24 protein-coding genes and 1 rRNA gene are annotated in these 25840 nt (G+C 33.7%); 17 read left to right on the top strand and 8 right to left on the bottom strand.

Translation table 4 applies throughout. From position 1 onward, the window contains the following. Window positions 1-282 precede the first annotated feature (282 nt). A 23S ribosomal RNA gene (locus tag K4L35_RS01640) occupies window positions 283-3178 on the top strand. A gap of 194 nt (window positions 3179-3372) precedes the next feature. Here the strand turns inward: K4L35_RS01640 and K4L35_RS01635 are convergent. Both K4L35_RS01635 and K4L35_RS01630 read right to left on the bottom strand, forming a co-directional pair. Beyond that, a complete protein-coding gene (locus tag K4L35_RS01635; RefSeq protein WP_221617839.1) occupies window positions 3373-4338 on the bottom strand; it encodes a bifunctional oligoribonuclease/PAP phosphatase NrnA in 966 nt (321 codons plus the stop codon). A gap of 191 nt (window positions 4339-4529) precedes the next feature. Further along, entirely contained in the window at window positions 4530-5717 is a 1188-nt protein-coding gene (locus tag K4L35_RS01630; protein ID WP_221617838.1) for a phosphopentomutase, read from the bottom strand. Between the two features lie 116 nt (window positions 5718-5833). Between K4L35_RS01630 and K4L35_RS01625 the strand changes: the two genes are divergently transcribed. Genes K4L35_RS01625 through K4L35_RS01610 form a run of 4 tightly spaced genes read left to right on the top strand, consistent with a single transcriptional unit; the run spans window position 5834 to window position 8662 of the window. Beyond that, window positions 5834-6073 carry a hypothetical protein gene (locus K4L35_RS01625; RefSeq protein ID WP_221617837.1) on the top strand — a complete coding sequence of 80 codons (240 nt, stop codon included), beginning with the start codon at window positions 5834-5836 and terminating at the stop codon, window positions 6071-6073. Between the two features lie 3 nt (window positions 6074-6076). After that, complete coding sequence (locus K4L35_RS01620) at window positions 6077-7222, top strand: hypothetical protein (RefSeq protein ID WP_221617836.1); 1146 nt, start codon at window positions 6077-6079, stop codon at window positions 7220-7222. A gap of 4 nt (window positions 7223-7226) precedes the next feature. Further along, window positions 7227-7964, top strand: a complete 738-nt coding sequence (locus tag K4L35_RS01615) for a hypothetical protein (protein ID WP_221617835.1) — start codon at window positions 7227-7229, stop codon at window positions 7962-7964. After that, entirely contained in the window at window positions 7964-8662 is a 699-nt protein-coding gene (locus K4L35_RS01610) for a hypothetical protein (RefSeq protein WP_221617834.1), read from the top strand. The genes K4L35_RS01615 and K4L35_RS01610 overlap by 1 nt, the downstream gene beginning before the upstream one ends. Window positions 8663-8694: 32 nt before the next feature. Here K4L35_RS01610 and K4L35_RS01605 read toward each other — a convergent pair whose 3' ends face one another. From K4L35_RS01605 to K4L35_RS01585, 5 genes are read right to left on the bottom strand one after another with little or no spacing between them, the layout of a single operon-like run. Next, window positions 8695-9048: a thioredoxin family protein gene (locus tag K4L35_RS01605; RefSeq protein ID WP_370629452.1), complete on the bottom strand. Its 354-nt coding sequence runs from the start codon at window positions 9046-9048 to the stop codon at window positions 8695-8697. Continuing rightward, window positions 9048-10616: a hypothetical protein gene (locus K4L35_RS01600; protein WP_221617833.1), complete on the bottom strand. Its 1569-nt coding sequence runs from the start codon at window positions 10614-10616 to the stop codon at window positions 9048-9050. The genes K4L35_RS01605 and K4L35_RS01600 overlap by 1 nt, the downstream gene beginning before the upstream one ends. A gap of 2 nt (window positions 10617-10618) precedes the next feature. Further along, window positions 10619-12268, bottom strand: coding sequence for a ribonuclease J (locus tag K4L35_RS01595; protein ID WP_221617832.1), 1650 nt, complete (start codon window positions 12266-12268; stop codon window positions 10619-10621). A gap of 57 nt (window positions 12269-12325) precedes the next feature. Further along, entirely contained in the window at window positions 12326-13150 is an 825-nt protein-coding gene (locus K4L35_RS01590) for a deoxyribonuclease IV (RefSeq protein ID WP_221617831.1), read from the bottom strand. A 26-nt stretch (window positions 13151-13176) separates the two neighbouring features. After that, window positions 13177-14121, bottom strand: a complete 945-nt coding sequence (locus K4L35_RS01585) for a LacI family DNA-binding transcriptional regulator (RefSeq protein WP_221617830.1) — start codon at window positions 14119-14121, stop codon at window positions 13177-13179. A gap of 175 nt (window positions 14122-14296) precedes the next feature. Between K4L35_RS01585 and K4L35_RS01580 the strand changes: the two genes are divergently transcribed. The 12 genes from K4L35_RS01580 (at window position 14297) to K4L35_RS01525 (ending at window position 22705) form a co-directional block, all read left to right on the top strand. After that, window positions 14297-14770 carry a hypothetical protein gene (locus K4L35_RS01580; RefSeq protein ID WP_221617829.1) on the top strand — a complete coding sequence of 158 codons (474 nt, stop codon included), beginning with the start codon at window positions 14297-14299 and terminating at the stop codon, window positions 14768-14770. Further along, window positions 14770-15258: a DUF4231 domain-containing protein gene (locus K4L35_RS01575; RefSeq protein ID WP_221617828.1), complete on the top strand. Its 489-nt coding sequence runs from the start codon at window positions 14770-14772 to the stop codon at window positions 15256-15258. Before K4L35_RS01580 ends, K4L35_RS01575 begins: the two co-directional genes overlap by 1 nt. Then, window positions 15251-15625: a hypothetical protein gene (locus tag K4L35_RS01570; protein WP_221617827.1), complete on the top strand. Its 375-nt coding sequence runs from the start codon at window positions 15251-15253 to the stop codon at window positions 15623-15625. Before K4L35_RS01575 ends, K4L35_RS01570 begins: the two co-directional genes overlap by 8 nt. Before the next feature lie 9 nt (window positions 15626-15634). Beyond that, the gene (locus K4L35_RS01565) at window positions 15635-15787 is read left to right on the top strand and encodes a hypothetical protein (protein WP_221617826.1); all 153 of its coding nucleotides are present in this window, start codon (window positions 15635-15637) and stop codon (window positions 15785-15787) included. A 64-nt stretch (window positions 15788-15851) separates the two neighbouring features. Beyond that, a complete protein-coding gene (prfA, locus tag K4L35_RS01560; protein ID WP_221617825.1) occupies window positions 15852-16931 on the top strand; it encodes a peptide chain release factor 1 in 1080 nt (359 codons plus the stop codon). Window position 16932: 1 nt separating this feature from the next. Beyond that, window positions 16933-17679: a peptide chain release factor N(5)-glutamine methyltransferase gene (gene prmC / locus K4L35_RS01555; protein WP_221617824.1), complete on the top strand. Its 747-nt coding sequence runs from the start codon at window positions 16933-16935 to the stop codon at window positions 17677-17679. Between the two features lie 224 nt (window positions 17680-17903). After that, entirely contained in the window at window positions 17904-18467 is a 564-nt protein-coding gene (gene efp, locus K4L35_RS01550) for an elongation factor P (protein WP_221617823.1), read from the top strand. Beyond that, on the top strand, window positions 18467-18769 hold the full coding sequence (locus tag K4L35_RS01545; protein ID WP_221617822.1) for an MMB_0454 family protein: 303 nt from the start codon (window positions 18467-18469) through the stop codon (window positions 18767-18769). The genes efp and K4L35_RS01545 overlap by 1 nt, the downstream gene beginning before the upstream one ends. Before the next feature lie 159 nt (window positions 18770-18928). Continuing rightward, window positions 18929-19663, top strand: coding sequence for a triose-phosphate isomerase (tpiA, locus tag K4L35_RS01540; protein WP_221617821.1), 735 nt, complete (start codon window positions 18929-18931; stop codon window positions 19661-19663). Between the two features lie 156 nt (window positions 19664-19819). Then, window positions 19820-21181: a M17 family metallopeptidase gene (locus K4L35_RS01535; protein ID WP_221617820.1), complete on the top strand. Its 1362-nt coding sequence runs from the start codon at window positions 19820-19822 to the stop codon at window positions 21179-21181. 1 nt (window position 21182) lies between these two features. Then, the gene (locus K4L35_RS01530; protein WP_221617819.1) at window positions 21183-22151 is read left to right on the top strand and encodes a bifunctional oligoribonuclease/PAP phosphatase NrnA; all 969 of its coding nucleotides are present in this window, start codon (window positions 21183-21185) and stop codon (window positions 22149-22151) included. Then, window positions 22151-22705, top strand: coding sequence for a thymidine kinase (locus K4L35_RS01525; RefSeq protein WP_370629451.1), 555 nt, complete (start codon window positions 22151-22153; stop codon window positions 22703-22705). Before K4L35_RS01530 ends, K4L35_RS01525 begins: the two co-directional genes overlap by 1 nt. A 39-nt stretch (window positions 22706-22744) precedes the next feature. Here the strand turns inward: K4L35_RS01525 and K4L35_RS01520 are convergent, their stop codons facing one another. Continuing rightward, window positions 22745-25822, bottom strand: a complete 3078-nt coding sequence (locus K4L35_RS01520; protein ID WP_221617818.1) for a type I restriction endonuclease subunit R — start codon at window positions 25820-25822, stop codon at window positions 22745-22747. Window positions 25823-25840 lie beyond the last annotated feature (18 nt).

Below are 25840 nucleotides of genomic sequence, written 5' to 3'. Positions count from 1 at the left end.
AGTCAACGACACACTTAACAGAATGGCTATTTTATTTAAATGCGTCATGTGCTATTGTTAATAGCCCAATAGTAATATATCTAGTTTTGAGAGAACATTCTCTCTTGTTCTTTGAAAACTGAATAGTTAATTAAAATATTTTAATATAACAACGACATCAAAAAATAAATAAAGATAAAGTAAAAGTCTTATTTGTTTTGATACCGAGTTAATTATTAAATTTAACATTTAATAATTCATTAAAATGTCTTAAAATACATCAACAATAGGTAAATATTGTACTTTTAAATAAGTAAGAGTATATGGTGGATGCCTTGGGTCTGGAAGTCGATGAAGGACGTGATTACCTGCGATAAGCCTCGTGGAGCTGGATATGCGCTATGAAACGGGGATTTCCGAATGGGGGAACCTAGCTAAGGGAAAGCTTAGCTGCCATCTAATGAATAAAATAGTTAGTTGAGCGAGACACGTTGTGAACTGAAACATCTTAGTAGCAACAGGAAGAGAAAATAAATAATGATTCTATCAGTAGCGGCGAGCGAACGTAGAAGAGCCCAAACCAACATATGTTGGGGTTGTAGGACAGTCTACATGAAGTTACAAAATTGTGTTATAGCAGAATGTGTTGGGAAACACAAGCATAGAGGGTGAAACTCCCGTATGCGAAATGGCACAATCTTCTGACTGTATCCTGAGTAGGGCGGGGCACGTGAAACCCTGTCTGAATCTGCCGGGACCATCCGGTAAGGCTAAATACTAACCAGACACCGATAGTGAACTAGTACCGTGAGGGAAAGGTGAAAAGAACCCCGGGAGGGGAGTGAAATAGATTCTGAAACCGTATACTTACAATTAGTCAGAGCGCGTTAAAGCGTGATGGCGTACATCTTGCAGTATGGACCGGCGAGTTATGTTAACATGCGAGGTTAAGTGGAAAAAAGCGGAGCCGTAGAGAAATCGAGTCTTAATAGGGCGCTTTAGTATGTTGACATATACCCGAAACCAGGTGATCTATTCATGAGCAGACTGAAGCTTGGCTAATCCCAAGTGGAGGGTCGAACCGTAGTACGCTGAAAAGTGCCCGGATGACTTGTGAATAGCGGAGAAATTCCAATCGAACTTGGAGATAGCTGGTTCTCCTCGAAATAGCTTTAGGGCTAGCGTGTGATGTTAAACTTTGGTGGTAGAGCACTGAATATGGAATGGCCGCGCCTAGCGGTACTGACTATAATCAAACTCCGAATACCATTGTGAATTGTCATGCAGTCGGAACCGGGGTGCTAACGTCCCGGCTCGCGAGGGCAACAACCCAGATCGTCGGCTAAGGTCCCAAAATCGTGTTAAGTGAGAAAGGTTGTGAGTTTTCATAAACAACTAGGAGGTTGGCTTAGAAGCAGCCATCCTTTAAAGAGTGCGTAATAGCTCACTAGTCAAGAGAACTTGCGCCAATAATGTAACGGGACTAAAACACGATACCGAAGCCACGGGTACATTTTGTACGTTAGAGGAGCGTTCTTAGGGCAATGAAGTATGACCGTGAGGACATATGGAGCGCTAAGAAGTGAGAATGCCGGTATGAGTAACGATTCGCGGTGAGAATCCGCGACGCCTATTGGGAAAGGTTTCCTGGGGAAGGTTCGTCCACCCAGGGTTAGTCAGGACCTAAGGGGAGGCTGATAAGCGTACCCGATGGACAACAGGTTAATATTCCTGTACTGTCAATAACTAGTGATGGAATGACGGAGAAGGATAGCAATACCCATTATTGGATTTGGGGGTAAGCATCAACTGGTCAATGTAGTAAAATGCGCATTGTATAACCGGGAGATGTGATGCATAGTGAAAGGCGACGAGTAACGAATTTTGTGATTTCACACTTCCAAGAAAAGTTTCTAAACGTTTAAAGTTATTGATACCTGTACCGAGAACGGACACACGTTCCCAAGATGAGTATTCTAAGGCGAGCGAGAAAACCAATGTTAAGGAACTCTGCAAATTGACCCCGTAAGTTCGCGAGAAGGGGAGCCCATCTTGAATGGGCCACAGTAAATTGTGAGGGGCAACTGTTTATCAAAAACACAGCTCTCTGCTAAACCGCAAGGTGATGTATAGGGGGTGAAGCCTGCCCAGTGCCCGAAGGTTAAGTGGATGCGTTAGCTTTAAGCGAAGCGTTGAAATGAAGCCCGGGTGAACGGCGGCCGTAACTATAACGGTCCTAAGGTAGCGAAATTCCTTGTCGGCTAAATACTGACCTGCACGAAAGGCGCAATGATCTCTCAACTGTCTCAACATTGGACTCGGTGAAATTATGGTCCCAGTGAAAACGCTGGGTACCCGCATCAAGACGAAAAGACCCCATGGAGCTTTACTACAACTTCGTATTGAAATTTGGCCTAACATGTGTAGGATAGGTGGGAGACTTTGAAGTTAAGACGCCAGTCTTAATGGAGTCATCCTTGAAATACCACCCTTGGTATGTTGAATTTCTAACCTGCCGCCGTAATCCGGTGGGGGGACAGTGCGTGGTGGGTAGTTTGACTGGGGCGGTCGCCTCCTAAAAGGTAACGGAGGCGTTCAAAGGTACACTCAATACGGTCAGAAACCGTATGCAGAGCGCAAAGGTAGAAGTGTGCTTGACTGCGAGACCTACAAGTCGAGCAGGTGCGAAAGCAGGACTTAGTGATCCGGCTGTACGTCATGGAACGGCAGTCGCTCAACGGATAAAAGTTACCCTGGGGATAACAGGCTTATCTTGCCCAAGAGATCACATCGACGGCAAGGTTTGGCACCTCGATGTCGGCTCATCGCATCCTGGAGCTGGAGTCGGTTCCAAGGGTTTGGCTGTTCGCCAATTAAAGCGGTACGCGAGCTGGGTTCAGAACGTCGTGAGACAGTTCGGTCCCTATCTGATGTGGGCGTTGGAATATTGATGAGAGCTGCTCTTAGTACGAGAGGACCGGAGTGGACACACCGCTGGTGTTCCTGTTGTTTCGCCAGAAGCATAGCAGGGTAGCCAAGTGTGGAAAGGATAACCGCTGAAAGCATCTAAGTGGGAAGCCTCCTCAAAGATGAGTATTCCCTTGAAATTCCTTGTAGACTACGAGGTTGATAGGATGGAAGTGTACGTGTAGCAATACATTCAGCTGACCATTACTAATAAATTGATAGGTTTAAAAGTGTGATGAATTTTAACACATTTTAATGAATTAAAATCCTAACTATTCAGTTTTCAAAGATCAAAACCCACGGAGGGTTATTTTTTTTTATTTTTTTGATGCATTCCTAATTAACACCTTAAGGTTTCGACTACTTAGAAAAAGATAAACAAAATAGACACCCTTCAGTGTCTACTTATCATTTTGATATATTTAACTATTTGCTCTCTCAAGCTGCGATGCAGTCGTTTAAGTATTTTAATACTTGTGGCATTTGGTCTCAAGAATCAATTGTAATTCCTGCTGCATTGTCGTGCCCACCACCGTTGTATTTGCGAGCAACTTCATTTACAAGTGGACCGTTTGAACGCAATCTACCTCTAACTTTTCCGTCTTCTAATTGAATGAAAAATGCTCAGCAACGGTTATCTTCAATATTTGCTAACTCGTTTACAAATATTGCAGCTTCCAGATTATTCATGCCGTGTTTTTTCATTACTTCATCAGTAACTCTGAAGTACAGAACACGACCATCTTTTTCAAATCCACTCAAGATTTCACCTACAAATTGTAAATCTTTCATCGATCTTTTGTTTAATTCCTTTAATATAGAATCAGGGTGAAAACCGTTTTGCATCAAGAACGCTACTAACTCATGTGTTCTTGCTGATGTATCAGGATATAAGAATCTTCCTGAGTCAGTATTAATTCCTAAGTAAATGTGAGCTGATGCTTTTTGTGTAACTTCAAAGTTACCGTCTTTAGCTATTTGAGCAATCATTTCTGCAGCAGCTACGTATTTTTCATCAACTCATAAATAGTCATACTTTATGTCAGAATCATTTGGATGATGATCAATTCTTAGTTTTGCTGTTGTTTTGTTTTCGTAAAGTAATTCTGAACATTCAATTCTGTCACCAGAAGAAGCGTCTACAACAACACCTAGAGAGTTGTTAAAATCAACATCTTCAATTTTGTCAAAATGATAGTTCATGAAGTTAAAAACATTTTGATTGTTTCCAACTGTATACACTTTCTTTTCAGGAAAGTTTGTTCTAATTAATTCAGCTAAACCTGCTTGAGATCCTAGACAATCTCCGTCAGGTCTAATGTGGTGAAAAATAATGATTGAATCATATTTTTTAATTGCATCAATTGCAACTTGTGAATTTCCAACTTTCATTGTTCTCCTTAATATTTTATGCTCCTTTTATTATATAACCATATCGCAAAAGGCGTTAGCAATTGGAAAAAATGGAAAGACAACCACCTGAATGAGTCGGTTGCTATGTGATCAATTTTGTCTTAAATACGGAGGTTAACTCATCGCTAAATAAAAAGTGCTCATTGACAAAGAGCACTTAATTGTTTAAATTAAACTAACTTATCGAATACATCGTCACCTGTTTCAACGACAGTTTCAGCTCCAAAATTGCGAGCAACAATGTTTCCTAGTGTTCCTAGTCCTTGGAATGTATCCAGAACTTTTGGTTTTTTAAATGATTTTGAGTAAATTGTAGCTGGAAGGTATTCTCTTGTATGGTTGAACCCTGGATATAAAGGATCGTTTCCATGATCAGAAGTCATAATTAAAAGATCGTCTTCTTTTAGAGCTTTTAGTAACACTCCTAGTTTTTGGTCTAAATTGGCAATATTTTTTGCAAATCCATGCACATTTCTTCTGTGTCCGTAGTGAGAGTCAAATTCAACTAAGTTTGTAAAAATGAATTGATTTTTACCATCTTGTGTTGCTAAGTCAATTGTAATATCCATCCCTTTTGCATCGCTACCACTAGCATAGTGTTTTGATATTCCTTGACCTACAAAGATATCGTTGATTTTACCAACACTAATTACTTCTACACCTTGTTTTTGCAAGTCGTTTAAAATCATTTCACGTGGTTGGTTTGCATAGTCGTGACGGTTAAATGTTCTCTTGTAAGCCCCTTCTTCACCGACGAATGGACGAACAATGATTCTTCCTACGTTTCATTCTGGTTTTGAAGAACAAATTTTACGAGCTAACTTACCATATTTATAAAGGTTTTCTAATCCAATTCACTCTTCGTGAGCTGCAATCTGTAATACTGAGTCATTTGATGTATACACTATAATTGAACCATCAGCTTTTTGCTGAGCTGCATATTCATCAATAACTTCTGTACCACTTCCTGCTCTGTTACAAATAATTTTACGACCATCAAAAGCTTCGGATAAAGCATCAATTAAATCTTGAGGAAATCCGTTTTCTGCGTATGTAGGAAACGGAACATTTGTTTTAATTCCCATCATTTCTCAGTGTCCTGCTAAAGTATCTTTCGCATTCGACACTTCTTGCACTTTTGCCATGTAAGCAAGTGGTTTTTGTACATGGTAATTACCGTTTAAGTCTGTAATATTACCAATTCCAAGTTTTTTTCAATTATCAATTTTAAAATCATCAGACATCGAGGCTGATTTGATTGTGTTTGCACCTTTGTCACCAAAAGCGTTTTGGTCTCTATCGGGACCAATTCCTAAACCATCAGTAACAATCATGAAAACACGGTTAAATTTTGGCATTTTTTCTCCTTAAATACTTTATTTATATATATTTTACTTCAATTATTAATGTGGAATAAACTTCCACAATATTTTCCATAGTTTATTATTTAAAATATGTATAAAAGGAGGAAATAATGAGCAAATTGTCACTAATTAACGCGATCAACAATGCGCAGATAATCAATGACTTTTCTGAAGTTGCTATCTCTACAGTTGTTCCAATAGAATTCAAGAAAAATAAATTTGAAAATAAAGATCAACTTTATCAAAGTATAAGAGCATCCTTTCTAGAAGATTTGATACTTACATCTATAAATATGAAGGGAGGGAACAAAAACTTACCTAACCTTTTAGACAAAGAAATGTATTCCTAAATCATGATGAGAATCATTCAGTTTGGTATTGAACAAAATGGTTATACTATCGATGACTGACTTAATAATTTTGAAGAAAAAGTAGATGAATACTATCCTATATTTCAAAAAGAACTTAAAAAAGAGATAAATCTTATAAACAAGAAACAAAAGAAATCGTCTGAAAATAGAAAGAAATATTTTGAGACACACAGGTTCGTTCGTTCAGGATACGAAAATTATGCTATAAATGTTTCAAATGAAAATGACGAAAATAACTCTAAACAATACGGAATGGAGATTCAAAGACTTAAAAACTTGATTGAAAAACATCAGGCAACTAGAAGAATCTTAAATGAAGAAATAATTGTAAACGCCGAACTTGTCAATTCACTTTCTATATCAATTCTCGCTGTATCAGTCACAAATCTTCTGTGTGCAGGTCTTGGATTCTTTGTTCCTGGTCTTTCATTAGCTTCAATACCTATTTCTGTCACTACTTATGTTTTAAGTGAAAAAAGAACGGAAGCTGAAAACCACTTAGAAAATTTAAAAACACTGGACTCTGCATTTAATTCTTTATTTATAGGGGAAACGCCCTTAAAAGCGTTTGAAAGAATGTGAAATAATATTACTTCTCCAATGTCTTGAGGAGTTGCAGCAGCACAAACAGCAATGACTATAGATGCAATAAAAAAAGATGGTATAGTGAAACAATTTAAACCTACCTGACCAAAAGCTTCTGAAAAATTTTCTTTAGCTCTAAATAAGATTTCATTCTTTTTGGGTGCATCTGATACCTTTTTTTCTTATATGCATTTGAGGGATTCGAATGCAAATCTATCTAAGGTTTATAAGTTTAGTGAAAACCTATTACAATGTATTGATTCCTTAACTAAGGAGTTAGAGCAGAAAAAGGATGATTCTATCTCTTGAGTCGTTATTCACGAAACCAGACAAACTGGGTTTTATTGAGATGGTGGCAAGGGTGGTAAAAATCTTATTTTCAGAAACATGAACGAAAACAAAAACTATTCTCTTGAAGAGTTACTTTCTAAAAGTGATGAAGAACTATATACTAAAGGTCTTAGAAAAGTTTTTAACTCAAAATTAAACGAATGATACATAAGAACAATAAGAAATAAAACGAAAAAGGATAATCTGGGTTAGATTTATGGATATTAAAACAATAAATACAGTTGCTTTTTGCCTCTTTCTTCTTTCAATGGCTACCGTTCTTTTTACTGTTATGTGACCTTGGTGCTTGTCGACTTTTGATCTTAAAAATCAAACAGGTTATGCTTTTTTAAAAGCCAAAGAATTAAATTTGAGCATAAACTCCAGAGTTTTATTAGGTCATCAAGCCCTTATGAATACACTCAAAGGTACATGATTCAGGATCATGCTCGTACCGATTGCTTTTTTTGGAACTTTTGCTATTGGGTTTTTCCGTTTTTTACCTTATTCTAGAACTTTTGATTATTGAGTTATAGTAATATTCTTCATTGTTTTAGCAGTTTTACTTTTTATACCTTTGGTCGCGTGAGTAATTTGATACATTCGAAAAATAACTTACGCAAGAAATAATTTATTTCGATTTTTTAGACATATGGTAGAAAATGATGATGTTATAGTTTATAAAAGACTGAAATTATCTAAGGAAGATCTTAAAAAACAAAGATTTTTTCCACAATCAATTTTCTATTGGTTTAAAAAAGAAATGTATTTAAATTTGAGTAAGTTTATATATAAAAAATTGAAAACTTCTGACGACTTGCAAAATGTTTTAATTTTTCTTAATTGACTTTCGCAAATCAATCAAAATACTACATCGCCTTTTATTATTCTTTGCGTGAGAGAGGTTATAACATTAATACAAAAAGACACCGAAGAGCAAGGGGGTAAAAGTTAATGAGATTAGCTCAAATTATATCGATAATGGGTTTTACTTTCGTTTCGCTAACTTATTTCATTCTTTTGTTTTTAATAAATATAGCCTTGAGACGTTTGAATAAAGAGATCATGAATGTCTATGATCAAAATCAAAGCTTAGAAAAAGGTGTTTTAAAAGGGTTGATTCTTCAGAGAAAAATACTTAAAAAAGCGTTCCTTACTTGTTCGCTTGTCTCTTGAGCGATTCTAGTTTTCTTGTTTATGTCTGGAGTTTTTGTCAATTCTTACATGGAACCAAATTTTGGTTTCACAATTTATCTGATTTGTGCAATACCGTTATATCCTGCAATATTAATAATTGCTTTTTACTTGATATATTTATTCCAAAACGATTCTAAAATATCTAAAGCGATTTCGAAAATATCATATTGTGAATCTGATGTATTTAAGTTAAGAGAATGCAAACATGCTCCTTCTTGTTCTAAAATAGATGATTTTAGATTAAAAATATCTGGTGATGGAGAACATATCTTTTTTAGATTCATGATTTATAAAGCCTATAAATTAAAAGACAACATCGAAAGAGATTATTTTGTTAGATCTTTATACTGGCGAGTTCTGGGTTGAAGAACTTTTATAAAACATAGACATTTATATAGATTAGATAAACTCATTGATGAGTTTGATCTTGATCCTAACGATAATCCACAAAACTAGGTGCTCCTAGTTTTTTTTATAAAAAAAGATCACTAGTTGTGATCTTCTACTGTAGCTAAGGCATTTTCGATTCAATTAGCGATGATTTCTTTTGGATAGTATTCATATCCTTTGTTAAGAATTTCGTTGTTTTTTATTAAAAGATGGGTTGGAACTCTTAGTACTTTTCACTTAGAATCGGGATTTCTAAATAGCTGAGCTTCCTCTGCATCTACTTTAATAAACTCAATAAATTTATTTTCTTTAAATTCTTCTTCCACTTGGTTAATCACGGGAGCCATCATCTTGCAGTCTCCACATCACTCAGTTGTAAACTCTAAGAAAATAAGCTTATCTTTTGTTGAAGCGATTCTTTCCTGAGCTTCTTTTCATATTAGCTTTTGCATTATTTTTTATCAATTGGAGAAATACTACTTAAGAAATCTTCAATTGAGTCCACCTTATCTTTTGTATTTTTATCTGTTTTATTTGTAAGCTTATCTTCTACATCACTTCTTACTTCAAGCTCATCACCAAATCTTTTAGCTTTAGGATTTTCCTTTAAGACTACTTCCTCTTCGATTACTGTAGGTTTGAATAGCTTTGGTCTTTGAGGTTCTTCTTTTTGTACTTGAGTCTGTTTTACAGGCTCTTTGGCAAGATTTACTTGATCATCATCCAATTCAACAAAGAAATCACCAAGATCACTTTCTGATTCTGTGACGGTAACTTCCTCATAATCTGTATCTTCTTCTGATAGATACATCTGCAAGTCGTCATAATTGGACTCTTTTTGTGTGTTTGTCTGAAGCAATTCGTTTGAAGCTGGCGTTTTTTGTTGCTCTGTAGGTTCAATTATTGTTTTTTGCTCGACAATTGGAGATGCTATTGCTTTTTCGTATTCATTTGTTTCAAAGGAAGATTCAACTTTTTCCTCTTCAATTTTAACTATATTTTTTTTTGTTCTGGGTTGAATATTTGATTGTTTATTATTATTAAACTCTTCGTTTTTTTGTAAGAAATATGCGAAGTTTAAATAATGGATATTCTTTATTGCTGAAACTTGAAGTTCAAAGAATGAAGTATTTTCAATATTTAAACCTAAAGTTTTGGCAGTGTAGAATAAAAAGTCATAATACTTTCTAGTATCAGTTGTCATATAGAAAGGAAGTTTGTTTCCTTCTGTTACCCTTAACATTTTTTTAATTGTCAGAGTTTTTGATAAATATGTTTTGAAAAATGTTGTTGGTTTTATAAACACAACGTGAAGAAAGCCAACGATAATAAGGGCTAAAAGTAAAAGGAATGGCAAAATACTTGAAACCGAAATGTAGTAAAGAATATTATAAATAGTGTCTAGTAAATAGCCAATATTATTTGAAACATTAGGTCCTTGAGAACTGTAAAGTTTAAACCATCCTTCTTTAAAAAGGTTAACCTGAGAAGGGCTGAACTCAAAGTTGTAATTATTAGCATAATAATGACTTAAGTGTTGAATTAGTGTAATTATAAAAAATGCGTATATGAAGAAAATAAGCAATTGTTTTCTGAAGACAAAAACATCAACTTTTCTTGTTCTTGAAAAGAAAGAAATTAGTTTCTGTTTGTTCATTTGAGCGTATAACGAAAATGCATATCAAACTATAACAAAGGCACCAACGATGATAATTGTGTTTCCAAATAACAAACCGAAAGAATATTTATAAAGTGTTCCTAAAAAGGAAATGTCCACAAAAGTTAAAATGTTAAAAAGAATGAAAAGACTTACGATCCCCAACATTTTGGCGATAAATGCTACAAGATTTACTTTTTTAGAGTAAATACGCTGATTATCAGTTGTGTATTCAAAGTTTTTAAGACCTAGTTTTTTATAAATAGAAACGTTTTTTAGAAGTCTAAAATATTCAAAATAATTAATCTTTTTGACTTTATCAGTTTCCATATATGGGTTTTTGTTTGATTTAAAAATCTTCATTTTTACAATGTGTTAAAAGTAATTGCAATCATTGGTTCTTTATCGCAATTTTTGTAAACTTTCTTTCTGATTGATCTTCTAAGTCTTTCCTGTAGGTCTTTTAGTCTTTCGAAGCTCTCTTCTTCGATGATTGTAACAATTGTTTGACTAATTATTTTATTCATTTCAGGACGGTCATCTCTATCAATTATTCCGACATAGTTAATGTGAAAATCTGGTGAAATTTCTTTTGTTTTAGTATTAAACATTAAACTAACAACAATTAAACCATCTCTACCCAGCATTTCTCTTTCGTTTATAACTTCGCTTGAAATATCTCCAACTCCGAAACCATCTATAATCAAGTCGCCAACGTTTTTAATCTTACCGTTAACGCTGAATAGTTTGCCATCAACAAAGTGGGCAATTTTTCCGTTTTGTGAAAGTAGAATAGGATTAGTTTTATTATCTTTTTTAGCCAGTATTGCGTTGTTGATATCAACTAAATATCTGTAAAGACCTTGAACAGGAATGAAATTTTCGGGCTGTAGTTTTTCAACTAACTCTAAAAGATCTTCCCTTGCAGGTCTGTGCGAATAATATTCAGAACCTGTAACTTCGTGAACGTGAGGTGTATTACGTGCTATATCATCTAGACAAAGTGCAGCTGTTGATTCTAAACCATTTACAGGTGGAGCTATCATAAGTACTGCGTCAGTTTTTCTTAGATCTAGTAAAACATCGTTACCTCCTGCAATTCTTAAAAATCTTGAGTAAAGACGTTCTACTGATCCAGTAACCAAAATCACTGCGTTTGGATATTTTTTGAGATCCTTGTATTCAATGATTTGTGGCAACTCTTTTTCACCTTTTATTTTTTTAATCAAAAATAAAGTTTGAGCATATGTTTTTCCATAAGTAACAACAGGGCGATTTTGAGCTTTTGCTAAATCTAAAATTTGTTGAAGAGCATACATTTCTTCGTCGTAAGCACCAACGATGATTCTCTTGTTTTTAGGTGTTTTTACAAAAGCTTGCTTAATTGAATTTGGTAATACGATTTTATTTTTTGAGTATCCAGCATAGTTTGAATGACCTGAGTCAGCGACAAGCGCTAAAACTTTACGGTCTTTAAGTTCACGCTTGATCTCGTCATAGTCTGTTCTACCGTAAATTCCTAAATCTGCTTTAACAAAGTTAAACATGAAAATTACATCACCATCAGGTGTTATAAAATCCAATCCTATACAACCAGGAAGACTTCCTGCGACGTTAATTGGTTTGACAGAAATATTACCAACTTTAGTCTCTTTAACCAGAACTTCGTTTTTGTATTTTGTGTGGTTTAATCTGTATTTGCTTAAACGATCTAAAATTAAAAGTTTATTAAACGGAGATGAATAAATTGTTGCATTTGGAAGCTTCATTAAAAGTCAAGGAAGACCTGAAAAACTTTCGTTTTTAATATCTGTTATAAAAATTCCCTTAACTTTATTTTTGTTTTTCTCTAAGTAATCAAAATTTGGAATCAATGTGTCTACACCATTGACCGAATTGATAGGAACCTTAGCACCGAAATTAACGACAAATATTTCATCATTTACCTCTAGGGCATAGCAGTTTTTACCATTTTCATCCAAGCCACCGAGGCTATAAATATTTACATGTGCCATCTTTCTCCTTCATGTATGTTTAATTTGTTTAATTATAAACAATTAATGAACTAAAAATTAGCTCATTAATTTCTTAATTTCTTCTTTGTAAATTGGTTTATTATCAACTCAAGGGGTCTCTAAAATAATTGGTATTTCATCAAAATCGGGATCATGCACAATTCTCCGAAGTGTATCAAAACCAATATATCCTAAACCAATATTTTCATGTCTGTCTCTGTGTGAAGCTAATGGATTTTTTGAATCATTTAAGTGAATAACTTTTAGGTGTTCATAGATTCCTGATTCTTTAAGTTCCTTTTTAAATTGATCATAGTTGTGTAAATCATAACCTGCATCTCAGATATGACATGTATCTAAGCAAACTTTTATTCTGTCTGAAATCACGTTTTTAATAACGTACATTATCTGATCGTAATTACGACCAACTTCGCTACCCTTTCCTGACATAGTTTCTAAACAGATTACTACATCTTTTGTTTTCGAAAGAATGTATTTCAATGAATCGATCAGCGCGTGAAGCGAGTCTTTAATGCTGTAAGTAGTGTGAGAACCTGGGTGTAATACTAAATACTTACATCCAATAGCGTTCATTCTTTGGATTTCTTGAATTAAAAAATCACTTGCGAATTTGGCCTTATCAGGGTTTGCAGGGTTTGTAATGTAAGGTGCGTGTACAACAATATCTTCAGGTGAAATGTATTTTGTGAAAGCGTCTTTATATTCAGGAATCCTGTATTTTTCAATATCTACTCTTTTTGTCGTTTGAGGTGCCCCAAGATATATCATCATACAATTTGCTTTATTTTCTATACTTTCTTCAACTGCTCCAATCAAGTACTTGGGAGCTTTGAAAGAAATGTGACTACCGATTTTAATCATTTTATCTCCTTAAAAAAAGAAATCATCTAGCTGATGATCCTTGGCTTAATAATTTTTTGCTTTAAAACATTATCGCTTGAATGGTTGAGAATCATGTTTTCAATATCAAATCCAATACTTGGGTAATCGACGAAAATCTTTGATTTATAGGTTCTGATGTAATCGTAGATTGACTGGTATCCAAAATCCGTTAATCTTAAATTTTCATCTCCTAATGCGTTAAGAGCAATAAAGACTTCATGAGTTGAACAAACAAGGTTTGAAATACTTTCTTTTCTTGTGTACTTGTTAAGTTCGAAGATTGTGTTTTTTGATTTCGCTTTTAAATAATAGATTTCGTGATCGACACCCAATTCTTTGCAGGCCCTTATAAATCCTGTTTGTCTATCTTTTAGCTGAATTGGATCAAGCTTTGCGTCAGACACAAACATCATTTTTTTGTTGTCGACGATAGCAGCGTAAAAAGCTTTAGTCAGGTTATAAAAAGCATATTCCTCATCAATTTTTACGTAGTTTAATCCGTCCACTTCGTGACCAAAAATAACGATTGAAACGTCTTGAATACTTCTTAGAAAATCTGCAAGCTCCTTATCACAGTTAGGTGTAAAAACAACGATTGATGTTGGTTTTCATGAAAGAATAAATTTGATTGTTTCAATATATTCTTTTGTTCCTGATTCTGAGAAGCTCATGTGAACTTTCTTTTTTCTAAGTTTAGCTGCTTGAATAATTCCGTTCGAAATTGAGATGTAAATGCTTTGTGCTCATTCAGGCATAATGATAAAAATGCTTGAATCTTTCCCTCTAATTAACCTTGCTCCGTGGTTTGGGTAATATTCATTTTCTTGAACAACTCTTTCAATTTTTTCTTTGGTTCTTTTCGAAACGTATCCGTTGTTGTAGTATCTGCTAACAGTCGATATCGAAACGTTAGCCAATCTTGATATATCTTTGTAGGAAATGCTTTTCATAGTATTTAAATTATATTAGAATAGCGAAAAAATTTCCACATTAGCAGTTTTTTACTGAAAATAAAATTTTTTATAAAAACTAAATATTATTTTTGTTTATCTGTCTTATTTAAGGCTATTTTGCTAAAGTGTGAATCCTGATTTTTTCTTGCTTTTGATTGTGTAAAATATAAATATGAATCAAATTATAAAAGCTTTGAAAAATAAAATTGAAAAAGATCAGAAAAGGTTAAAATGGTACGCATTTACCGACAAAATGCTTGGTTTGTCAATTTTAGTCTTAAATTTAACGATCATTTCGTTGGCAATTACAGCATTATTTAAGCTGATAGAAATAATCAAAAAGACAAAAGATTACGTTTGATACGAAGATGTTTCATTCTTGCTGCTAGTCATCTTAGTCGTTTTTATTATTGCTTCCTTCGTCTTGACAATAGTTATTGAAGTTTATAAAGTAAACGCCAGATACAGGGAGTATGAAAAAGTTAAGAACACAATCGAAGATTTAGCCATTAAATATCATTCAGAAATTATCACAATTGAAGAACTTAACGAATATTTAGAACAACTTTGAGTTAGTGTTAATAAAAAGAAAAAGTTAGTTATTGCAAAGGTAGTTGCAGGTAAGTTGCAGCAGAAAGGGAACTAATGGAAATCAGTCCATACCACTTCTTTGAAAGGGAAAAGAAACTCGTTGAAAGAAAAATTTTAGTTTATGGTGCTCTTTATTACACACTGAATTTACTTTCTATTTTCATAGCCCTGTTTCTAGCAGTAATAGCAGCCCTATTTTTAGCTGGTAACAATAATACAGGTTATGAAAGCCCAAGCCTAAATCCATATCGAACGTTTTTAAACGAGTCTACAAATTACATTTTCATAATTACTGGAGCAAGTTGCGTAACAAGCTTTATATCAGCGATTTTGGCGTTTTTTGTAGTTAACCAAAAATTTCAAAATTATAAATCTCAAATTACAAAAATCAGGCTCGAGTACGTACTTTTTAAAAGTAATTCATTCTACTATGCAGGACTTAGCGAAGATAAAAAAGCTTACACACTTTATAAAAGAACGTTAACGATTACAAATCGTGAAAGATACTTGAGAACAGAGATCAAGGAGATGAAAAATGCCTAAAAAGAACCAAAAAAATCCTTCCCCTTTTTACTTTAAAAAAGTGCAATCAAAAGAACGTAAAAGCAAATACATCTTTTATGCTTTAAGTATTACAGCGATCATTATTTCATCGCTAACTATCCTTTTAAACCTATATTCAATTCGTTACAACAAGTTTCCAATCGAAACAATGGCGTTATTTGTTGCAATAGCAATAATTACGGCCGTAGTTACTTTTATAATTGCTCTACAGTCATTTTTGAACATTACAAACTTCAAAAACAAAATCAAAGATAATCTAGAAAAAAATCAAAATGCACTTTCTCAAATTGAGAAAGCTGAATATCTAACAAAAGAAGAGGTTGATTCATTAACTGAATCACTTTAGGAGTAAAATATGCTTTTATATATACTTGGTGCTCTTGCCTTAATAGTCATAGTTTTTGTTGTATTGAAAGTCATCCAAGCAGCAGCTAAATTGTTTTTTTGAGCACTTGTGCTTTGGGCAGTTCTAGCAATTTTTGGTGGAGTCTTTTACTATTTACAATAAACTTAAAACACAAAGCCAACGCTGTTGGCTTTTTTGTTTTTTGATGTGTTATAATTTAAAAATTATGCAAGAAACAATGTACAAATCATTAAAAAATATTAAAGAGAAATATCAAGAAATGGACAAAATGATCAACGACCCAGAGGTTATTTCGGACATTAAAAAATACACTAGAATCAATAAAGAAATGAATTCAATTTCTGACATCGTTGAAGCTTTTGATAAGTACTTAAATGCTGAATCCAACTTAAATACAGCCAAAGAAATGCTTTCTGAAAAAGATGAAGAAATGGTTAATTTAGCCAAAATGGAAATCCAAGACTCAGAAAGAATCATGGAAGAGCTTGAAGCAGAACTAAAGATTTTAGTCCTTCCAAAAGACGAAAATGACACAAAAGACGTTATTGTTGAGATTCGTGGAGCAGCAGGTGGTGATGAAGCCAACATTTTTGCAGGTGATTTATTCAGAATGTATTCTAAATGATGTGATCAAAATAATATGAAATATAAAATTCTAGATTCAACGCAAGCAGAATCAGGAGGATTCACGCTTATCACTTTTTCAGTTACTGGCGAAAAACCATATTCAAAATTAAAATTTGAATCAGGAGTACACCGTGTACAAAGAGTGCCTGTTACCGAAACAAAAGGGCGTGTGCATACCTCAACTGCAACAGTTACTGTTATGCCAGAAATTGATGATACAGTTGAAATTGAAGTTAAATCAGAAGATATCAGAATCGACGTGTTCAGATCAAGTGGTAATGGTGGTCAATCAGTTAATACGACAGATAGTGCCGTAAGAATTACCCACTTCCCTTCTGGTATTGTTGTTTCTTGTCAAGAGGGTAAATCGCAAATTCAAAACAAAGATCTTGCAATGAGAATTCTTAAATCAAAACTTTACGATTTAGAAATCCAAAAGAAACAAGAAGAAGAATCAGGATATCGTAAATTAGCTGGTTCAGGTGCACGTAGTGAAAAAATCAGAACTTACAATTACCCTCAAGATCGTGTTACAGATCACAGAATTTCATATTCAACAAGTCTTAGCCCAGTAATGGATGGAAAAATGAACAGCATCATCGAGGCTCTATTAACAGAAGAACAAAACGAAAAAATAAAAGAAGCAGGACTTTCTTAATATGCCAACTAGAGAAGATTTACTTTTAGAAAAAAGAAGATATGGTCTACCTGAAGTTGTTAGCGAAGCTGAACAAGAATTGTTAGATAAGAACACACCTGTACAAAAAATTATCGGACACGTTGAACTTGCAGGAGTTACAATAGACCTTTCAAACAAAGTCTTAATCCCCAGATATGAAACCGAAGAAATGGTATTAAAATTCTTGCCCGAAATCAAAAAGAATGCCAAAGTTCTTGATTTATGCACTGGAAGTGGTTTTATAGCAATTGCTCTTAAAAAGGCTAGACCTGATTTACAAGTGTTTGGTTCTGACATTGATAAAGATGCCGTTAATCAAGCGACAATTAATGCTTCTATCAACGGAACTTGAATTAACTTTGTACAGTCTGACTTATTTGATGCTTTTAAAAAGACAATCAAAAGTGAAGACGACAAGTTTGACATTTTATTTTCAAACCCCCCATACATAGGGTATGAAGAAAAATCTCAAATGTCTCCAAGTGTTTTAGATCATGAACCTCATCATGCTCTTTTTGCTGAAGATTTCGGAATGGAGTTTTACAACAAAATCCTGGATCAAGCTAAAAGCTATGTAAAAGATGGTGGAACAATTTATTTTGAAATTAACCCTCTGCACTTTGATTTTTGAGAGATACTTTCAAGAGCTTATGATTTACAAATCTTTACTGACATCAATGGAAAAGCAAGATTTGTCAAAATCGTTTTAAGATACAAATCAAGATAATAAAAGTCCTCATAGGGGATTTTTTTGTTACAAATTTCAATTTAATTAATTAGTTTTATTTTGTTTTAAAATCAGTTATAAGACTTTAATGAAAAGTTGCCAAAAGATCTGTTTTGTAGCCATTTAGAAAACTGCACTTAAGACTTATAATCCCTTTTTAGCTTTATTTTTTCAATTTAAATCAGGTATAATTTATTAAATTTAAAAAGCAATTAGGAGTCAAAATGATTAATGTTAACGAATTTAAACCAGGAATCACATTCCAAGACGGCGACGATATTTTCGTTGTTTTAGAAGCTCAACATTCAAAACAAGGTCGTGGTCAAGCAAACGTTAAAGCTAAAGTTAAAAATTTAAGATCAGGATCAACAACACTTAAAACATATACAGGTGGAGATAAAGTTAAGCCTGCACACATCGACAAGCGTCGTATGAATTACCTATACTCAGATGGTGAAAACATTATTTTAATGGATAATGAAACATATGAACAAATCGAAATTTCAGTGAAAGTCGTGGAATGAGAGCTTAACTTCCTAAAAGAAGGGTCAGAAGTTCAAATTCGTAAGTTCCAAGACGAAGTTCTTGACATTGAACTACCAGCAAACGTTGACCTAAGAGTTGAAACAGCTCCAGATGCTGTTAAGGGTAACACAACAACTAACCCACAAAAGAAAGTTATTCTTGAAACAGGTTTCGAGCTTGAAACGCCTATGTTCATTAAAGAAGGTGACGTAATTATCGTTTCTACAGAAACAGGTAAATACGCAGGTAAAAACAACAAATAATGAACGTAGTTTTAGTTAACCACAGTTTGAATCAATATTATAAAGTTGAAGAAGGGGCTTTCCTAGATGCTGTAAATCACGTATTTTCAACAAATTCAAAATACCGTTTAGTAAACGAGCCAAGGGTGAGTTTAGCTAAAAATAACAGCAACGTTGACATTTTTCTTGATGTTAAAGTATCAAACAAAGTTGATACAGAATCAGCAATTAAAAACCTTATTCACGAAGTAGAACAACAAGTTCTTTACTTAATCGGTGTAAAGCCTAAAAACATTCAAATTTATTTATTAGGTCAATTTTAAAATCAGAACGTTGTTCTGATTTTTGTTTATCACTATAAAACAGACATTTTAATTCAAACATGTGTAAACATACTTTCAATAGCTTTATAAGCTATTTTTCACCGTTTTAAACATAATCTAATAAAATTTAAATATAAGTCACATAGACAAGGAGATATTATGAAAAGAACAGTAATCATTGGTAACTGAAAAATGAACAAAACTTATTCAGATACTAAAGCGTTTTTAAATGATTTTGCAGTTAAATATGAAGCTCAAAAAGATTTAGTTGATTCAGCAGTTGAGTTCGGTGTAGCAGTGCCTTACACAAACTTAGCAGCTTTCCAAGACAACAAAGTTTCAGCTCTTTCTCTAGGAGCTCAAGATATGTCATTACATGAAAAAGGTGCTTACACAGGTGAAGTTGCCGTTTCAATGTTAAAAGATTTGGGAACAAAATATGTTGTTCTTGGTCACTCAGAAAGAAGAACTTATCACAATGAAACTGATGAACAAGTTAACGCAAAAGCTAAGTTAGCATTGGCGAACGGACTTGTACCAGTTGTTTGTGTTGGTGAAACACTAGAGCAATACGAAGCAGGCAAAACAAAAGAAGTTGTTAAAGAACAAACTTTAGCATCTCTTAAAGACTTAGATTTAACAAAAGTTATTGTTGCATATGAACCAGTTTGAGCTATCGGTACAGGAAAAGTTGCTACACCTGAAATTGCTCAAGACATTTGTTCATACGTAAAAGAAATTACATCACAAGACTTAGTTGTGCAATATGGTGGAAGTGTTAACCCAGCAAACATTGCTGAGCTACACTCACAAGCAAGTATTGACGGATTCTTAGTAGGTGGAGCTTCACTAGAAGTGGATAGCTTCATGTCATTATTAAAGTTAGGAAAATAGTAAGAAACGCATATTGCGTTTTTTTCTTTTTTGTATACTGTCGGTTAATTGTTAATAAATTTGTGAATAGGAAAAAAGATATGGAAAAGTAAGGTAATTAAGGCACCAAAAACGCTAATAATATATAATTTTAAAATACTAATATTAGGAGAAAATATGTTGAAATTTTTAGAACAAAAAAATAATCATATGCTGCTGAAAGCTGCATATTTTGACAGTCAAAATCCAAATTTTGTCGCTGTTAAAAATGGAGCGTTTACTGAAGATTTACAAAATAACACTGTTTACATATACATAAATAAAGACGCTGCAAATTACTATGAATTAAACGATTTATTAAAGTCGATTTCAAGCTATAAAAGAGATCTTTTGGTTGATCTTGAAAGCTTTGTTAGAAATAATCTTTCGCTTGAGGAAGTAATCAGATTATTTTATTCAAGAGTAGCTTTTGATTCTTACAAGTTATTCAAAAAAACAAACAAGGAAGATGACTCAGAAGCTAAAGAAGTTAACTTCTTACTTTCTGATCTTCAAAAGTATGAAGCTTTAACTAAAAAGCTTGAAGTAGTCTATGATGCGATAAATAAATGTAGAGATTTACAAATCATGCCTGAGAACTTTTTAAACTCTGAAAATTTATCTGCAAAAGTTGTTAGCGACTTAGCAAAAGTACCTAATTTAACACTGAATGTTTTAACTAAAAAAGAAATTGAAGATTTAAAAATGGGTCTTTTACTTTCTGTAAACAAAGGTAGTACACACGAATCAAGAGTTGTTGTTATTGAATACAACGGGAATCCTGAATCAAAAGAAAAAACCGTTTTAGTTGGTAAAGGTATTACTTTCGATACTGGGGGAGTTAACACAAAAGGTTATCACATGGAAGGTATGAAGTTTGATATGTCTGGTTCTGTAATTGTTGCTTATGCAGTTAAAGCAATTGCGCAACTAGGTATTAAAGCAAACTTTAGTGCGCTGATGATGATCACAGATAACAGATTAGCAGGTGATGCAAGCTTACCTGAAAACATTTATCAGTCAATGTCGGGAAAATGAGTTGAAGTATCAGACACAGATGCTGAAGGTCGTTTAGTATTAGCAGACGGTTTATATTATGCTGCAACAGAGCTTAAAGCGACAAAATTAATTGATGTTGCAACATTAACAGGATCGTTATCTTATGCTTTAGGTAAAGTATATACAGGAGTTTGAGCAACTAACGACAAAGATTGAGCTAGTTTAGAACAAGCTGCTAAAAATTCAAAAGAAAAAGTTTGAAGAATGCCGTTACACGAAGATTTTCATAAAACAAATAAAGAGTCGAAAACAGCTGATTTACAGAACTATTCGTCATCAAGTAAAAGCGATTCAAACTCTGCTGCAATGTTTTTAAAAGAGTTCACAAACGAGATTGATTACGTTCACTGTGATGTCGCCTTCACTGCTGATATCAACGGAGAACCTCAGGGTTGTCTAATTTCATCATTTGTTGAACTAGCTCAACAACAAGGAGAATAATATGTTATTAGGAAATGAAAAATTAGCCACAGAATTGCTAGAAAAATACGATTCGATCGTAATTTTTCACCACATCAGACCCGACGGTGATTGTTTAGGTAGTCAATTTGCCTTAAAAGAACTATTAGAAAGTAATTTTCCTAACAAAAAAGTTTATGCAGTTGGAGATTCAAAAGGCTCTTTTGCTTTTCTGGACTTAAAACATGATGAAGTGCCTTCAAAAGAAGTTCTTGCCAAATCGTTAGCTGTTATTGTTGATGCAAACTACAAAGAAAGAATTGAAACAAGAGAGCTTCTAGATGAAAACTTATTTGCCGAAACATTAAGAATCGACCATCACCCGAATGAAGACGATCTTGAAAATTGTACTAGATGAGTCGATTCGAGTTATATTGCAGCTGACGAAATGATTGCACAGTTAGCAGTTACAAATAATTGACAAATAACACAAAAAGCAGCAAACTTCCTATATTTAGGAATTAACACCGATTCAGGAAGATTCTTGTTTGATAAAACTTCATCAAGAACTTTTAGATTAGTTGCTCATCTGTATGAGAACGGACTTCAAGCAGATATGATTCATAAAAATCTAGCCAAAGTCTCTTTAGACGATCTTAAATATAACGCTTGATTGATGTCAACGTTAAAAACAAGAGACGGAGTTGCTTATATTCAGAATTCATACAAAGACACTGTTTCATTAGGTAAAACACCTCAAACTTCAATCAGAGTTAACTCGATTGGAAACATCGATGGTTACCCAATTTGAGTTCAATTTACAGAGGAAGAAGACGGAAGAATTAGAACTGAGTTTAGGTCTAATGGTCCTGTTGTCAGAAATGTTGCAGTTAAGTGAGGTGGTGGTGGTCACGAGAAAGCCTCGGGATGTATGCTAAATTCATTCGATGATGTTGAAAAAGTCGTAGATGACTGTGCTGCAGAAGTCAAAGCATATTTAGAAAGCAAATAATGATGTTTTGATCAGATACACAAGGATCACTAGAAGTAATAACAGGACCGATGTTTGCAGGAAAGAGTGCTGAGCTAATTAAAAGGTTGACAATCTTAAAAATTGCCAAAGTTAATTTCATGGTATTCAAGCCTGAATTCGATACTCGCTTTGGTGAGGATCAAATTGTCAGTCGTACAGGTTCAAACCTAAAAGCAATTTCAATTTCTGACACTAATGATGTTTGAAAACATTGAACTCCTGAAATAAATGCTGTTGCTTTCGATGAAACGCATTTTTTTAAAGAAGACATTTATGAAACTGTTTTAAAGTTAATCGATAAAGGGGTTAGAGTTATTGTTTCAGGTCTAGATATGGACTTTGCAGGAAAAAGTTTTGCAATTACAAGCGAACTTCTAGCAATTGCAGACCACGTTTCTAAGCTAAAAGCAGTATGTATGAAATGTTTTGGTCAAGCATCAATGTCTTACCGTAAAGTGAAATCTAACCAAAGACACCTTTTAGGTGACTCGGAATATGAAGCGCGCTGCCGTAAGTGCCACAAAGAGAAATAAAAAATAGCATAAAATGCTATTTTTATTTTTGCTCGAACACTAGATTGCGACTATTTTATCAGCCATTTCGTAAAATCCTAGTTTAAAGTTCTTTCAGAAAGTTGGAAATGGCATGTTCTTAATTTCTTCATCGATTGACGAAGTTTTATAAATTTTACCAGCTGCAAGCATGACCTCTGTCAAGACATTTCTTTTATCAAGATTTTTTTGACCTACTTCATGATTTTCAGTAATAAAATTTAAGATTCAGTTTTCAGATTTATCTATAACAGCAAACTTTTCTTTAAAGTCTCTTATCATCTTAATCTTTCTGTTCTGCATGTTACGATCCAGTTCTTTTTCGAAAATTTCAGAATCATTTTCTTTAACAGGATAGTTGTCAAACTTGTGATCTCCTGAGTAAATATTTTCAGCAAAGTTTCTGTAACGTTCTGCTTCTGTTTCGTTCTCAAGATTGTCAATTTCTTTATTAAGGAGTTCATATGTCTTTTGAGCTTCTTCATCTTTTTGATAATAAACTTGGTTTGCAAGTCTTGCGAATAACTTTTGAATATAGTCGTAGTTAATGTCGACAGCATTGATGTGAACAAGTTTAAACTCATTATGGAAAATACCAACGTCTAGCCTTTTTGACATTTCTTGTTTGAGCTCTTTTGCAATATTTCCTAACTTTTGCTCATCCTCTTTTTTGATTCCTAATTGATTAAGTAAATAATCCTCACCAAATTCACTCTCAGGATTTTCTGCTTCTTGTTGCTTAAGAACTCTGATCAGGTAGTTGTATTCTTTGAGTAGTTCGCTTAATATATGCTTATTATCTTCGCCATCAGGAGTATATGAAAAATCATTAGTAATTTGCTGGATTCTAGCAATAACTTCTTTACATTCTTTAACATTATCTTCAAAGGGTTTAGCTAAAATACCTGAAATAATGTTTACCTTCTTATATTCTTCATAATCCTCAAGTTTGGATTCTTTTGCGTCCATTGCATCTTTAGTTCCATATAAATAAATAGCTTTATTCATATGCTTTTCATTTTCTTTTGGAAAACGATAATTAATTACAAGACCGTGTGTTTTGTTTTCGTTAAAGACACGATTTGTTCTTGAATATGCTTGAATCAGTGAGTGACTACGAAGGGATCTGTCAACATATAATGTGTTAAGTGATTGAGCGTCAAACCCTGTAAGCAACTGATTAACAACAATCACAAGGTCAAGATAATTTCTATCATCGGCAGTTTTATTTAAACGACTTGAAACGTCTTCTGTGTATTCCTTGACTGTAGTCATGTCAAAGTTTGTTGCAAATGTTTTGTTATATTCTTTAATCGCTTCTTCAAGGCCAGCATTGTTTTCGATGCTTTTTTCACTGTTGCTTTTATCTTCAGAAAAGATGATTGCAATCTTAAGAGGATTATCGGGGTAAACTTTTAAGTTCTCCTCTTGGAATTTTTTATAGTACTCTAGAGCACGTGGGATTGAAGGCTTACCACCTCCGACACTAACTGTAAATAAGGCGTTAAAGTTTCGGTTAACCGAACGTTTTTGTCATGATTTCAAGACGTCTTGGACAACTAAGTTTAAGTGCTCAGGACTATGATCATAAATTGATGCCACTTCTTCGTTATAAGCTTCGCTAGAAATTTCATTTTCATTGACGACGATTGTATTCTTAAACTCAACACGAAGTGCAAGCACGTTTTTGTCACGAATTGCGTTAGTAATTGTGTATGAATGTAAAAGGTCACCAAATGTTTCTTTGGTTTTTTTAGGAATTGGAGTACCAGTATAACCTACTCATGCTGCAAAAGGCAATTTAGCTTTAATGTTGCTAATCATTCCTTCTGATTCTGAGTTTTGATTTGCGTTTGTTGATCTGTGAGCTTCATCAACTATGAATAGAATGTTTGGTTTAAATTCCTTTTTAGTATTAGTTACAAGTTTGCTCATTTTTTGGATACTTGTAACAATGATTTTCTTATCACCCTTCCCAAGAAGTTTTCTTTCTAGATCACTTGTGTTTTGTGTATCTGAAACAACACCACTGTCTGGGTTACTTTCCGTTTTTGTTAAATCGTAAGCTCGGTAAGCGTTAGAAGTTTGGTTAGTCAGTGCAATTCTGTCTACCAAGAAAACAACCTTGTCGACATTAGAACTTCTACTTGCAAGCCAAGCAGTCTTGAAGCTTGTGATTGTTTTTCCTGAACCAGTTGTATGTCATACATATCCCAATCGAGCATCTTTTTCGTTAAACTTATGTTTTCTAACTTTCTCAAGCACTTTCTGCGTAGCGTAAACTTGATAAGGACGCATAACTTTAATTGATTGCTTATTTTTGGTTCATTCTAAAATCATGTAACGAGTTGCTAGGTCGTGAGCCATTGGAATAGTTAACACTTCTCTACAAAACTCTTTTCAATTAGTTACACGATCTCCGTTTTCTCTTTGTCAATGGAAAGCAAATTTCATATTGAACTGATCAAATGTTGAATTAGCCATATATTTAATTTCGGTTGGAGTCATTGATACTAAAACTTGCAATGTGGAGTAAATGTCACTATATTGTCTCTCACGAATGTAATTCATCATTTGAATTAGACCTTCTTTACATCTACCGTGTCCGTTTTTAAGTTCAATCTGGATAATTGGTAAACCATTAATTAGTAACGTAATATCAAATCTTCTTGCTTTGTAATTACCTTTTTTCTCTCGAGCAATTTGATTTACAACTTGATATACTGTCTTACCAGCCCCATTTTCTTCTTGGTCGAAAATTCTGATGACCTGTCTTGTCCCGTCATCAAGCTCAATATCCATTTCAGAAAAACCGTTTGTTCCAAAAAGAAATTTTCCTGCTTCATAAGGAGTTTTAATGTTAGTTATATTATCTTTAACACGTTTAAACTCGTCATCACTTAAATTTCTTCCGATTCTGCCAATATTGTTTTGATCAACAATTCTCCGAAAGTTTTGTCATAGATCTTCTGTTGTTTTAATATCTGGTTCATATTTTCACTGTTCTGTTCCACTTAAGTTTTCAAGATATCTTATGACATCTTTCTCAAAATCAGTTTCTTTTTTGTCGACTTGTTCTTCGATGTTGTATTCATTCATAGCAAACCTCCTGACTTT

Origin of the sequence: Mycoplasma sp. Ms02 (genome assembly GCF_019720735.1) — a bacterium.
Classification (GTDB): domain Bacteria; phylum Bacillota_I; class Bacilli_A; order Mycoplasmatales; family Metamycoplasmataceae; genus Mycoplasmopsis.
The sequence above is the reverse complement of the archived record's forward strand: the minus strand, read 5'-3'. Positions and strand labels throughout refer to the sequence as shown.